At 59.5% G+C, this 13,112-nt stretch carries 9 protein-coding genes; 2 read left to right on the top strand and 7 right to left on the bottom strand.

Going from position 1 to position 13,112, the window contains the following annotated elements; all coding sequences use genetic code 11:
• Positions 1-46: 46 nt before the first annotated feature.
• Both ftsZ and lpxC read left to right on the top strand, forming a co-directional pair.
• The gene (ftsZ, locus tag ACP7BN_RS20160) at positions 47-1,243 is read left to right on the top strand and encodes a cell division protein FtsZ (protein WP_201146599.1); all 1,197 of its coding nucleotides are present in this window, start codon (positions 47-49) and stop codon (positions 1,241-1,243) included.
• Between the two features lie 112 nt (positions 1,244-1,355).
• On the top strand, positions 1,356-2,267 hold the full coding sequence (lpxC, locus tag ACP7BN_RS20165; RefSeq protein WP_019693551.1) for a UDP-3-O-acyl-N-acetylglucosamine deacetylase: 912 nt from the start codon (positions 1,356-1,358) through the stop codon (positions 2,265-2,267).
• A gap of 287 nt (positions 2,268-2,554) precedes the next feature.
• On the opposite strand, the gene ACP7BN_RS20170 is transcribed toward lpxC, so the two are convergent.
• The 7 genes from ACP7BN_RS20170 to ACP7BN_RS20200 form a co-directional block, all read right to left on the bottom strand.
• Positions 2,555-4,057 (bottom strand): sensor domain-containing diguanylate cyclase, encoded by a 1,503-nt coding sequence (locus tag ACP7BN_RS20170; protein ID WP_426205780.1) that lies wholly within the window; start codon positions 4,055-4,057, stop codon positions 2,555-2,557.
• A 214-nt stretch (positions 4,058-4,271) separates the two neighbouring features.
• A complete protein-coding gene (locus ACP7BN_RS20175; protein ID WP_426205781.1) occupies positions 4,272-5,588 on the bottom strand; it encodes an OprD family porin in 1,317 nt (438 codons plus the stop codon).
• Positions 5,589-5,782: 194 nt separating this feature from the next.
• Positions 5,783-6,007 (bottom strand): hypothetical protein, encoded by a 225-nt coding sequence (locus ACP7BN_RS20180; protein ID WP_426205782.1) that lies wholly within the window; start codon positions 6,005-6,007, stop codon positions 5,783-5,785.
• A gap of 299 nt (positions 6,008-6,306) precedes the next feature.
• Complete coding sequence (locus tag ACP7BN_RS20185; protein ID WP_426205783.1) at positions 6,307-7,671, bottom strand: heavy metal sensor histidine kinase; 1,365 nt, start codon at positions 7,669-7,671, stop codon at positions 6,307-6,309.
• Positions 7,661-8,338 carry a heavy metal response regulator transcription factor gene (locus tag ACP7BN_RS20190; protein ID WP_090180292.1) on the bottom strand — a complete coding sequence of 226 codons (678 nt, stop codon included), beginning with the start codon at positions 8,336-8,338 and terminating at the stop codon, positions 7,661-7,663. The genes ACP7BN_RS20185 and ACP7BN_RS20190 overlap by 11 nt, the downstream gene beginning before the upstream one ends.
• A gap of 9 nt (positions 8,339-8,347) precedes the next feature.
• Positions 8,348-11,449 (bottom strand): multidrug efflux RND transporter permease subunit, encoded by a 3,102-nt coding sequence (locus ACP7BN_RS20195; protein ID WP_426205784.1) that lies wholly within the window; start codon positions 11,447-11,449, stop codon positions 8,348-8,350.
• Positions 11,446-12,606, bottom strand: a complete 1,161-nt coding sequence (locus ACP7BN_RS20200) for an efflux RND transporter periplasmic adaptor subunit (RefSeq protein WP_426205785.1) — start codon at positions 12,604-12,606, stop codon at positions 11,446-11,448. The genes ACP7BN_RS20195 and ACP7BN_RS20200 overlap by 4 nt, the downstream gene beginning before the upstream one ends.
• Between the last annotated feature and the right edge of the window lie 506 nt (positions 12,607-13,112).

The raw sequence follows: 13,112 nt of genomic DNA on the forward strand, positions 1-13,112 counted from the left end.
CAAACGCAGTAGGCGAAAAAAACTAGAGAATGTAAGGAGAGGGAAAATGTTCGAACTCGTAGACAACATCCCCGCAAGCCCGGTAATCAAAGTTATCGGTGTCGGCGGTGGCGGCGGCAACGCTGTCAACCACATGGTCAAGAGCAACATCGAAGGCGTTGAATTCATCTGCGCCAACACCGATGCTCAAGCGCTGAAAAACATCGGCGCGCGTACCATTCTGCAACTGGGCACCGGTGTGACCAAAGGTCTGGGCGCCGGCGCCAACCCTGAAGTAGGTCGTCAGGCCGCTCTCGAAGATCGTGAGCGCATTGCCGAAGTCCTGCAGGGCACCAACATGGTGTTCATCACCACTGGCATGGGCGGCGGTACCGGTACCGGTGCTGCGCCGATCATCGCCGAAGTGGCCAAGGAAATGGGCATTCTCACCGTTGCGGTGGTGACTCGTCCGTTCCCGTTCGAAGGCCGCAAGCGTATGCAGATCGCCGATGAAGGCATCCGCATGCTCTCGGAAAGCGTCGACTCGTTGATCACTATTCCCAACGAGAAGCTGCTTACCATCCTCGGTAAAGACGCCAGCCTGCTGTCGGCTTTCGCCAAGGCTGACGATGTACTGGCCGGTGCCGTTCGCGGTATCTCCGACATCATCAAACGTCCGGGCATGATCAACGTCGACTTTGCCGACGTTCGTACCGTGATGAGCGAAATGGGCATGGCGATGATGGGCACTGGCTGCGCCAGCGGTCCGAACCGTGCACGTGAAGCTACCGAAGCAGCAATTCGTAACCCGCTGCTGGAAGACGTGAACCTGCAAGGCGCACGCGGCATCCTGGTGAACATCACCGCCGGTCCTGACCTGTCTCTGGGTGAGTACTCCGACGTGGGTAGCATCATCGAAGCCTTCGCTTCCGAGCACGCCATGGTCAAGGTCGGTACCGTTATCGATCCGGACATGCGCGACGAACTGCACGTAACTGTGGTTGCCACCGGTCTGGGCGCGAAAATCGAGAAGCCTGTAAAGGTCATCGACAACACCGTTCACACGTCGATGGCTGCGTCTCAGGTGCAGCAACCGGCCGCCGCCCGTCAGGAAGCGCCAGCGGTGAACTACCGTGATCTGGACCGTCCGACCGTCATGCGCAACCAGGCTCAGGCCGGTGCTGCGACTGCCGCGAAGATGAATCCGCAAGATGACCTGGACTACCTGGACATCCCGGCTTTCCTGCGTCGTCAGGCCGATTGATGGAATGTATCAGGGCTATGAAGGTGATTGGTGTTCAGCAAAGGCATGGTCTGCTATCATCGCCAGCCTTTGTTGATACCAGTTCGCAATTTGCGCTGAAGCGGCCCAAGCCATGATTAAACAACGCACACTGAAAAATATTATCCGTGCCACAGGTGTAGGCCTGCACTCGGGGGAGAAGGTCTACCTGACCCTCAAGCCTGCGCCTGTCGACACTGGCATTGTGTTTTGTCGCGCTGACCTCGACCCTGTGGTGCAGATTCCTGCCCGCGCGGAAAACGTCGGTGAAACCACTATGTCGACCACGCTGGTTAACGGCGACGTCAAAGTGGACACGGTAGAGCACTTGCTCTCGGCCATGGCTGGCCTGGGCATCGATAACGCCTACGTCGAGCTCTCCGCGTCCGAAGTCCCGATCATGGATGGCAGCGCTGGACCTTTCGTATTCCTGATTCAATCGGCAGGCCTGGAAGAACAGGACGCCGCCAAGAAATTCATCCGCATCCTGCGTGAAGTGACAGTGGAAGACGGCGACAAGCGCGCCACTTTCGTGCCTTTCGAAGGGTTCAAGGTGAGCTTCGAGATCGATTTCGATCACCCGGTTTTCCGGGACCGCACCCAAAGTGCAAGCGTGGATTTTTCCAGCACTTCGTTCGTAAAAGAAGTCAGCCGCGCACGTACTTTCGGTTTCATGAGTGATATCGAGTACCTGCGCAAGCACAACCTCGCACTCGGCGGCAGCGTTGAAAACGCGATCGTGGTTGATGCCGATGGCGTACTGAACGAAGACGGCCTTCGCTATGAAGACGAATTCGTGAAGCACAAGATCCTCGATGCAATTGGCGATCTGTACCTGCTGGGCAATAGCCTTATTGGTGAGTTCAAGGGCTTCAAGTCCGGCCACGCACTGAACAACCAGCTACTGCGCAAGTTGATTGAGCAGAAAGATGCCTGGGAAGTCGTGACGTTTGAAGACGCCAGTGCTGCACCAATCTCTTACATGCGCCCTGTTGCGGCCGTGTAAGTAAAAAACCTCTCTAGTTTTTTGAAGGCCACCCTCGGGTGGCCTTTTTTTATCCCTGGTATTTTTGTATTGCCTGAACTGGCCTCATCGCTGGCAAGTTCGAATCGTCGAACCGCAGCGCCCACAGGTTCCTGTGTTTTCCACAGATATGCAGATCACCTCAAACACTGTGGGAGCTGGCAAGTCAGCCCTGAGAGGTTTCTGTGTTTTCCACAGATCTGCAGAACACCTCAACCACTGTGGGAGCTGGCTTGCCAGCGATGGGGCCGGTAAGGGCAAAGCAATCATCAACCAGCCACAACAACCCGATTGCGCCCACCTTCCTTGGCTTGATACAGCGCCTTGTCCGCCGTAAACAACAACTGCTCCAGACTCATCTCGCTCGCTGCCGTCCAGGTGCTGATGCCGATACTCACGGTCATCGGCCTATCTGCGCCATTCACATGGGGCAACTGTTCGACCGCCGTTCGAATCTTCTCGGCAATCAGTTGCGCCCCGGCACTGTCGGTTTCGGCCAGAATCACCGAGAATTCTTCCCCGCCATACCGCGCCACCAGATCCGCCGGGCGCCGCACGTTGGCGCTGATCACCTTGGCCAATTCGCGCAACGCCTGATCCCCGGCCTGATGCCCGTGCTGATCGTTGAACGCCTTGAAGTGATCGGCATCGATCATCATCACCGACAACGCTTTGCCCGAACGCTGGGCGCGGAACCATTCATGGCGCAGGGATTGATCGAGCATCCGGCGGTTGGCCACGCCGGTGAGTGCGTCGGTCGCGGCCAGTTGCGCGAGTTCGTGTTCGGCACGTTGCCGCAGGCGCAGTTCGCGGGCGAGCAACCAGGTCAGCCACAACAGCCCGATACACAGCACGCCGGTAGCGCCGCTGATCACAATTGCGGTGCGCCGCCAGGCCGCGAACACCTCATTACTGGAGACGGCAACAATCACCGTCAACGGCAGATTGCCGACCCGTGAATAGGTGTAGAGGCGCTTCTGATTATCGATGCTCGACACGCTGCTGAAACTGCCGTTGCCCTCGCGCAGGATCCTCACCACGTTGGGCCGGGTGGCGAAGCTTTTGCCGATCGAGTCGCTTTGCAGATAGGGCTTTTGCGCCAGCAGTACGCCGTCGTTGTTGATAATGTTCAGCGTGCTGTCACTGCCGATGTCGAGGCTGTTGAACAGTTGATCGAAGTAGTCGAGCTTCATCGACGCCACGGCCACGCCCATGAATTCGCCGGTGTCTGAGGAGATGCGCCGGCTGAAGCTGATCCGCCACTGGTTCGCCTCGTCGCAGTCGCAACGGGTCTTGAACGGGCGGCTGATGAACATGCCGACGTCACTGTTGAAAGCATGTGCGAGAAAGTACTCACGGTCGGCGAAGTTGCCAGGTTTGGGCTCGATCCGCGAAGAGTCGGCCAACACCTCGCCATGCTTGTCGAGCAGCAGGATATCGCCCTTGAAGCGCGCAGTGGTCGAGCGGTCGAACAGCGCCAGATGGCGAATCTGCGGCGACACGCTTTGCAAATCATCGCGCTGGGCGGCGGCGATCAGGCCTTGCAGGGTCAGGTCGTAGAGCTCGACGGTGCGCAGCACATCGGCGTCGATCAGTTGCGCGACGGTGGTGGCGCTACGGGTGGCCGACTCCTGAGCATTGGCATGCTCACGGATCAGCAGAAAAGTGACGATGCACACAATCGCGATCACCGTCAGCAGGCTGCCGGAAATCAACAGCAGCTCGGGACGTCCGGTCTGACCCGAAACGGGTGGGGTGCGGCTGGCGATCATGGTCGGGGGTATCAATGGAGGATTGGTATAAGCGTAGTTGGATGAGACCAGCCTGTCTGTGGAACGTTGTTGTGGCGAGGGAGCTTGCTCCCGCTGGGGCGCGAAGCGGCCCCGCTCTTTAATCAAGAGCAGGGCCTGCTGCGCAGTCCAGCGGGAGCAAGCTCCCTCGCCACAAGGTCAATGTGAAGTTGACCCATTCACGGTAGAGCCGATCTTAGAAGACGTTGATCGGGTAGTCGATGACCACGCGGTATTCATCTGTATCTGAATCAATCACGCCATAACCGTTGCCGCCACGGTTGGTGGCCCATTGCAAACGCACCGCCAGGTCTTTGGCCTGACCGCTTTGCACCACGTACTTGAGATCTATGTCGCGCTCCCAGTGCTTGGCGTTGCGGCCTTCGGCGCTGTACCAGTTGGAGTAGCCCTTGCTGTCCGGGTCAGCCTTGGTCAGGTCGAGCGTGCCGCGCGAGTAGGACACACCCGAGGTCAGCCCCGGCACGCCGACACCGGCGAAGTCATAGGCGTACTTGAGCTTCCACGACCGCTCATTGGGGCCGTTGAAGTCCGAATATTGCTGAGAGTTGTCGAGGTAAACGCTGTCTCCCTGGCTGATGTAGTCGAACGGCGTGTTGCCGTTGACCCGTTGATACGCGGCAGTGACGCTGTGATTGCCCACGCCGACGGTGAAATGCAGGCTGTAGGTGTTGTTGTCGATGTTGCCCAGCAGCGCATCGCCAGTGTCTTGCGTGTGATAGAAGTGCAGACCCGGGTTGAGGCTGACCAGGTCGTTCAACGCCCAGGTGTAATCCAGGTCGTAGTAGTACTGGTTCCAGATGTCCTTCAGCTCCGAGGCATACAGGCTGCTGGTCAGCCCTTCGACACCGCTCCAGGCCACACCGGCCCAGTTCAGGTGCTGACTCTCGTCGCCGTCGGCCAATGTGCCGTAGGAAGTGCCGATGCGCTTGTGGCCGCTCTGGTTATACGGCTTGTTGAAACTCGCCTGGCCGCCCTCGATCAACCAGCCGTCGAAACTGTGGCTGGTCAGGCTCACGCCACGGAAGGTCTGCGGCAGCATGCGCGAGTCACCGCCGGCAATCACCGGGTTGGTGAGGAACAGGTCGCCGGCCTTCAACTCAGTATCGAACGCACGCATTTTCAGGGTGCCGCCAGCGGTGGAGAACGAATGCGGCGCTTTGCCGTTGCCATCGCTGATCGGCAGGATGCTCGAACCGTCGGTGCCGCCACCGCCATCAAGTTTCAACCCGAGCATGGCGTGAGCATCGATGCCGAAACCGACTGTGCCTTCGGTATAGCCGGACTGGAAAATCCCGAGGAAGCCCTGGCCCCACTCGATATTGTCATCCGCTTGCTGCAAGCGGTTGCGGTTCATGTAGTAGTTGCGGGCGTTGAGGTTGAGGCTCGAACCTTCGACGAAGCCTTCTTTCTGCGGCTCGTCGGCGTGAACGGTGGGCGCCATCGTTGCGGCGATTGCAATGAACAACGGGGTAAAGCGGACTGGGTAACGCACGTGCGGTAAAGCTCCTTGGGTCAACTTACACATCATTATTTTCAACTGCGGGATGTTTCCAATTGTAAGAGACGAACCTCGACGCTTTCAGACCACAACGAAAAAAGGCCGCTGAACATCAGCGGCCTGGAATGACGACGGTTGAACGGGAAGAGCCAAACAACCGCGTCGAGGGAAACGGTGCGGAGTGCGACTCAGCTGTCTGCGCCGGAAGCCGATGGAGCCTCGGAAGTGGCAGCCTGCGGGGCTTGCGTAGCGTCTTTGGCCTTGGCCATCATTTCTGTTTGATGCTGTTCATAAGCCTGGGCGCGGGCGGAGTTCTGCGCAACAAACGCCTGAGACTCTTCAGCCATCGCCATTGGCGACAGGAACAATGAGGACAAAACGAAAGCGCTGGCAATACCCATACTGTTGGACATCTGGAAAACCTTCTTGCTTGGCAAGTGCTGTTTGGTGCGGGCAAAGATAAGGTTGTGGAGTGCCCGGAAACAGCGTGATTTTCATAAATGACTGTTACAGCAAAAGCAAAGATCACCCCCTCACCCCAGCCCTCTCCCCCAAGGGGGCGAGGGGGAAAGGGAGCCGATCTTCATGCTTTTCAAGCCTGAGTTCGACTCGATAGTTCAGGTCGATGAATGTCGAAAGTGCGGCGCGGTCAGTCCCCTCTACCTCTGGGAGAGGGCTAGGGTGAGGGCATTGGATCGAAAGCCATGCGCGATCAAACCGGCAAATAAATCCCGAACGTATTCATCCCCCGATCACTGCGCACAAACACATCCCCACCATGCATCAGCGCAATCGCCTTGACGATCGCCAACCCCAACCCATGGTTATTGCCGCTGTTGCTGCGCGATGCATCGACCCGGTAGAAACGCTCAAACAACCGAGGCAGATGCTCACTGGCAATCGGCAACCCCGGATTGGCCACCCCGATACTCACCTGATGTTCCTCAACCGTGATCTGCACCTCGATCACCTGTCCCGGCGCCGTATGCTGCACCGCGTTGCTCAACAAATTAATCAACGCCCGGCGCAAATGCGCAATCTCGATCTGCACCTGCGCATCACCGCTGACCCGCACCTGTACCTGCGCATCTTCAAGAATGAAATCCAGATATTCGAGGGTCGTCGCCACCTCATCGGCCAGCGAGGTCGACGTCAGTTTGGTGGCTTTGCTGCCCTGATCGGCGCTGGCCAGAAACAGCATGTCGTTGATGATCGAACGCAGCCGTTCGAGTTCTTCGAGATTGGATTGCAGCACTTCAAAGTAGTGTTCGGCGGAGCGGCCACGGGTAAGCGCAACTTGAGTCTGACCGATCAGATTGGTCAGCGGCGAGCGCAGTTCATGGGCAACGTCGGCGTTGAACGATTCAAGCCGCGAATAAGCTTGTTCAACGCGTTCCAGCGTCGAGTTGAAGGAATCAACAAACTGTTCCAGCTCCGGCGGCAGCGGCGACAAACGCAAACGTCCCGCACGCAGCGGTGGCGCCAGACGCTGCGCTTCCTGCGAGAGTTTGATCAGCGGTTTCAAGCCGATCCGCGCTACCCAATAACCCAACGCCGATGCCAGCAACACACCGATCACCGCCAGACTGATCAACGCGATCAACAACTGGTGCTGAGTCTGGTGGAAAGTATCGGTTTCGATGCCGATCATGAAGCGCAGCGGCGGGCGCTGATCCTTGGCCGGGAACTGGCTGACCAGCACCTTCAGCGGGTAGGGCTGACCGGGCAATTGCAGATCGCGTCTGCCCAGCGGGCCGTTGGCGAATGCGCGAATCTGCGGCGTGAGGTCACCATATTCGTACTGCGCATCGCCGCTGACGATCCAGAAGCGGATGCGTTTGTCTTCCTCGCCCAGCAGCTTGAGTTTGTTGTTGATCTTCACCCAATGCTCGGGTGTACCGAAGCGCCCGACCGTGGATTCGAGCACGCTGTAACGCGCGTCGAGTTCAGCTTCCGGCAACAACCCCAAACCCTTGTCGACCTGCTGATACAACGCGCCGCCGATCAACATGAACACCAGCAGTGCCACCAGCGTGAACATCCCGCTCAGGCGCAGGGCAATCGAATTACTGGACACCTCGGCTCTCCAGCACGTAACCCATACCACGGATGGTGTGCAGCAGTTTCTCGTCGAACGGCCCGTCGAGCTTGGCCCGCAGGCGCTTGATCGCGACTTCGACAACGTTGGCGTCGCTGTCGAAATTGATGTCCCAGACCATCTCGGCAATGGCGGTTTTCGAGAGGATTTCGCCTTGGCGTCGCGCCAGCACGCTGAGCAGTGAAAACTCTTTCGCGGTCAGGTCCAGTCGAGTGCCGGCGCGGGTTGCCTTGCGACTGATCAAATCTATCCACAGGTCGGCGATGCTCACTTGCACCGGTTCGTGCCCGCCGCTGCGCCGCGTGAGCGCTTGCAGGCGCGCCACCAATTCGAGGAACGAGAACGGCTTGCCGAGGTAATCGTCGGCGCCGTCGCGCAAGCCTTTGATCCGGTCTTCAACACGCTCGCGGGCGGTGAGCATGATCACCGGCGTTTGCTTGCGCGCCCGCAATGCGCGCAACACGCCGAAGCCGTCCAGGCCCGGCAGCATCACGTCGAGGACGATCACCGCGTAATCGCTTTCCAGCGCCAGGTGCAGGCCTTCGATACCGTCGCGGGCCAGATCCACGGTGTAACCCTGTTCCGTCAGACCGCGATGCAGATAGTCCGCGGTTTTTTCTTCGTCTTCGATAATCAGGACGCGCATGACCCCGCCTCAGTCTGTGGTCGCCAACGCCGCTACGGGCGCGGCTTTGGGTCTATGGAAAAGTCGCTCAAGCCACAAGTATATGACCGGCGTGGTGAACAGCGTCAGCGCCTGACTGACCAACAATCCGCCAACCACCGCAATGCCCAGCGGCTGGCGCAATTCAGCGCCAGGCCCGTAGCCGAACATCAACGGCAAAGCGCCGAGCAGCGCGGCCAGCGTGGTCATGATGATCGGTCGGAACCGGGTGATGCATGCTTCGAAAATTGCATCCTGCGGTGACATACCGCGCTCGCGCTGAGCTTCGAGGGCGAAGTCGATCATCAGAATGCCGTTCTTCTTGACGATGCCGATCAGCAGCACCAGCCCGATCAGCGCCATGATTGAAAAGTCCTGGCCGCAGATCCACAGCATGATCACCGCGCCGAGGCCCGCCGCCGGCAGCGTCGAAATGATCGTCAGTGGATGCACGAAGCTCTCGTAGAGCACGCCGAGAATGATGTACACCGCCACCAGCGCCGCGAGAATCAGCCACGGCTGACTTTTCAGCGAACTCTGAAACGCCTGCGCTGCGCCCTGGAAATTGCCGCTGATCGCGGTCGGCATGCCGATTTCGGCCTTGGCCTGATTGAGCAAAATCACCGCATCGCCCAACGCGACACCGGGCGCGAGGTTGAACGACATGTTGGCGGCCGGGAACATGCCGTCATGCGCGATCGACAACGGGCCGATGGTCGGTGCGTCGAACCTGGCCAGCGCCGACAGCGGCACCATTTCCCCGCTGAGCGGCGAGCGCAGGTAGAAATAATTCAGGCTTTCGGCCTTGCCGCGCTGTTTGGTGTCCAGCTCCAGTATCACGTTGTACTGGTTGACCTGGGTCTGGAATTCATTGATCTGCCGCTGGCCGAACGCATCGTAGAGCGCCTCGTCGACATCACTCGCGGTCAGGCCGAAACGCGCGGCGGCACTGCGGTCGATGCTGATGTGGGTGATGCTGCCGCCCAGTTGCAGGTCGTTGGAAATGTCGCGGAACGCCGGGTTGCTGCGCAGCTTTTCGGTGAGGCGCTGGGTCCAGGTGGCGAGGGTCGGGCCATCGTTGCTTTTGAGGACGTATTGATACTGCGCGCGGCTCGGGCCGGAGCTGAGGTTGATGTCCTGACCGGCGCGCAGGTAAAGCACGATGCCGGGGACTTTCATCAGTTGCGGACGAATCCGGTCGATGAACTGGCTGGCGGATACATCGCGGTCGCCGCGTTTTTTCAGGGCGATCCAGAAACGGCCGTTGGCGATGGTCTGGTTGCTGCCGGACACGCCAACCGAATGCGAGAACGCTTGCACCGCCGGATCAGCGGCGACGATTTCGGCCATGGCCAGGTGTTTTTTCACCATGTCGCCGTAGGAAATGTCCGCAGCGGCTTCGGTGGTGCCGAGTACAAAACCCGTGTCCTGCACCGGGAAGAAACCCTTGGGGATAAGCACATAACCGCCGATCGCCAGCGCCACCGACAAACCGAACACGCCGATCATCAATGTCTGATGGGCGAGGGCGCGGCGCAGGCCTCTCTCGTACCAGCCGAGCAGGCGTTCACTGAAGCCTGGTTTGGCGCGAGCGTGATGCACCGGTTTGCGCATGAACAGTGCGGCGAGGGTAGGCGCCAAGGTCAGCGACACCACCACTGAAATCAGAATCGTCGAAGTGGCGGTCAGCGCGAACTCCTTGAACAAGCGCCCGACCACGCCGCCCATGAACAGCAGCGGAATAAACGCCGCCACCAGCGAGAAACTGATCGAGACCACTGTGAAGCCGATCTCGCCGGCACCCTTGATCGCGGCCTCGCGCATGTCGTCGCCGGCCTCCAGATGACGGTGAATGTTTTCCACCACCACGATCGCATCGTCGACCACAAACCCGACCGCAACCACGATGGCCACCAGCGTCAGGTTGTTCAGGCTGAAGCCCAGCAGGTACATCAACGCGAAACTCGCGGTCAGCGACACGCCGAGCACCGCCGACACAATCAGCGTCGCCGACAACTGACGCAGGAACAGCGCCATCACCGCGACCACCAACAGCACCGCAATCAGCAGGGTGATTTCCACCTCATGTAATGAGGCGCGGATGGTCTGGGTGCGGTCGATCAGCACTTTGACCTGCACCGAGGCCGGCAGCATGGCTTCCAGACCGGGCAGCGCGGCTTGAATCCGGTCGACGGTCTCGACGATGTTGGCGCCCGGCTGACGCGAGATCACCAGATTGACCCCCGGTTGATCGCCGGCCCACGCTTGCACGTAGGCATCTTCCGAACCGTTGACGACTTTCGCGACATCCTTGAGGTGAACCGGGGCGCCATCCTTGTAGGAAACGATGAGCTGGCTGTATTCCTCGGGGTGGAATAACTGGTCGTTGGTCGACAGCGTGGAAATGCTCGACTCGCCATACAACGCACCTTTGGCGAGGTTGAGGCTGGTCTGCTGGATCGCCACGCGAATGTCAGCGAGGGTCAGGCCGATGGCGGCCAGTTTGTCCGCCGAGGCCTGCACGCGGATCGCGGGACGTTGCTGACCGGTGATGTTGATTTGGCCTACGCCGTCGATCTGACTGATCTGACGGGCGAGCAGGGTTTCCACCAGATCGCTGAGTTCGGTACCGGGCATCAACGTTGAGCTGATGCTGAGGATCAGCACCGGGCTGTCGGCCGGGTTGACCTTCTTCCATGTGGGCAGGGTCGGCATGTCTTTCGGCAGTTTGCCGGCGGCGGTGTTGATCGCGGCCTGCACTTCTTGCGCGGCGGTGTCGATGCTCTTGTCGAGAGAAAACTGCAGCGTCAGCAGGGTTGAGCCCAAGGCACTGCTGGAGGTCATTTGGCTCATGCCGGGAATGGCGCTGAATTGCACCTCAAGCGGCGTTGCGACCGACGAGGCCATGGTGTCCGGGCTGGCGCCGGGCAATTGTGCCGAAACCTGAATCGTAGGAAATTCCGCTTCCGGCAGTGGGGCAATCGGCAAGCGCGGGAAGGCAATGATGCCGACCAGCACCAGTGCGATGGTCAGCAAAATGGTCGCCACCGGGTGGTCGATGCACCAGGTCGAGATCCCTTTGTGCTGCTTCATGGTTTCGGCTCCGCTTGCACCACTTGCGGCGGCTCGGTCATGACCTGCACGGTCGAACCGGGCTTGAGCCTTGACTGGCCGTCGCTGACCAATACGTCGCCGGGGTTCACGCCTTTGATGATGTCCTGACCGCTGCCCTGATAAACCATCTGCACTTGCACCGCTTCAACCTTGCCGCCGTTGACCCGGTACACGAAGTGTTGATCGAGGCCACGTTGTACGACGGTGGGCGGCACTACCAGCGCATCTTTATCCAGCGCTGTCTGAATTTTTACCGTCACCAGCAGGCCGGGCCAGAGTTTCTGGTTCGGATTGTTGAATTCGGCCTTGGCGCGGATGGTGCCGGTATTGGCGTTGATCTGGTTGTCGATCAGGGTCAGGTGACCTTCGCCAAGCAGGTTGCCGGTTTCGCCATCGGTATCGGCACCGATGTAAGCCTTGACCTGCGCGCGCTGTGGATCGCCGATCAGTCCCTGCAGGGTTGGCAGCATCTGCTGCGGCAGCGAGAACTCGACGGCGATCGGATCGATCTGGGTCACGCTGAACAGGCCTTGGGTGTCGGTCATGCGCAGGAAATTGCCCTCGTCGACGGTACGAATCCCGACCCGGCCGGTGACCGGGGAGCGGATCTGCGTGTAGGACAGTTGAACCTGTGCGGCGTCAATCGACGCTTGATTGCCTTGGGCGGTGGCTTTGAGCTGGTTGACCAGGGCTTGTTGCTGGTCGTAGGTCTGTTTGGATATGCCGTCGTCGACGCTGAGCAGTTTGTAGCGTTTGAGATTGACTTGAGCGACTTGCAGTTGCGCCTGGCTTTCGCCGAGTTGGGCGCGGGTCTGGTCAAGGCTGGCGCGGATCGAGCGGTCGTCGATGGTCGCTAGCAGGTCGCCTTTGGTTACAAGCTGGCCTTCTTTGACCAGAATTTTGGTGAGGATGCCGTCGACTTGTGGGCGTACCACGACGCTGTGCAGGGACAGGACCGAGCCGATGCCGCTGGTGTAGCGGGGGACGTCTTTTTCACTGACGGTGATGACTCGCACCGGGATTGCGGTGGGCGCTGCCAGTTTGGTTGGGGCGGGTTTCAGGGTTAGCCAGAGGGCCCCGGCTGCGATGGCGATCAACAGGGTGGCGAGCAGGGCTTTGGTTTTTTGGATTTGCATGCTGTTGGGCGCCAGGGGACGGAGTTTGGGCGGGATGGTTCTTTATAAACTTGTTTGGGGGTCGGGAGGGTGACGGCTGGCTGTCCTGGCTGTCAGTTTGGGCTTTTGGTTCTGGGGGCATATCCGTTGCTGCGGTTGTTGCGGGTTATGGTTCCGCCCTGACGGCGGGTCACTTTGGCAAACGCCCCAAAGTAACCAAAGGTCTTTTACCCTGACGTTCGGCCCGCTCGCTTAGGCTCGGGGTTCCTTCGCTCCGGGGTTCATCCGGGGCATCGCCTCCGGTTTGCTGCGCTGCACCTCCTCTCGATGTGTTCGACTGCGTCGAACGGCGCTGCGCGCCTACCCCGAATGAACCCCTCCACTCAGCCTGCCGATGGGCGCTGTAGATCAAGAGCGGTACTCGAGCTAACGCTCATTGTGTTGAGTGGGGCGGCTTCGCCGCATGGGTCGTACGCGAATTACTACTGTGGGAGCTGGCTTGCCAGCGATGGCGGCCTGACAGCCGA

The sequence above is a fragment of the Pseudomonas sp. TWP3-1 genome (assembly GCF_049896625.1).
Lineage (GTDB): Bacteria > Pseudomonadota > Gammaproteobacteria > Pseudomonadales > Pseudomonadaceae > Aquipseudomonas.

Coding starts and splice junctions, on each gene's coding strand:
- ftsZ (WP_201146599.1), top strand. CDS start 47: ATGTTCGAACTCGTAGACAACATCCCCGCAAGCCCGGTAATCAAAGTT.
- lpxC (WP_019693551.1), top strand. CDS start 1,356: ATGATTAAACAACGCACACTGAAAAATATTATCCGTGCCACAGGTGTA.
- ACP7BN_RS20170 (WP_426205780.1), bottom strand. CDS start 4,057: ATGATCGCCAGCCGCACCCCACCCGTTTCGGGTCAGACCGGACGTCCC.
- ACP7BN_RS20180 (WP_426205782.1), bottom strand. CDS start 6,007: ATGTCCAACAGTATGGGTATTGCCAGCGCTTTCGTTTTGTCCTCATTG.
- ACP7BN_RS20190 (WP_090180292.1), bottom strand. CDS start 8,338: ATGCGCGTCCTGATTATCGAAGACGAAGAAAAAACCGCGGACTATCTG.
- ACP7BN_RS20195 (WP_426205784.1), bottom strand. CDS start 11,449: ATGAAGCAGCACAAAGGGATCTCGACCTGGTGCATCGACCACCCGGTG.
- ACP7BN_RS20200 (WP_426205785.1), bottom strand. CDS start 12,606: ATGCAAATCCAAAAAACCAAAGCCCTGCTCGCCACCCTGTTGATCGCC.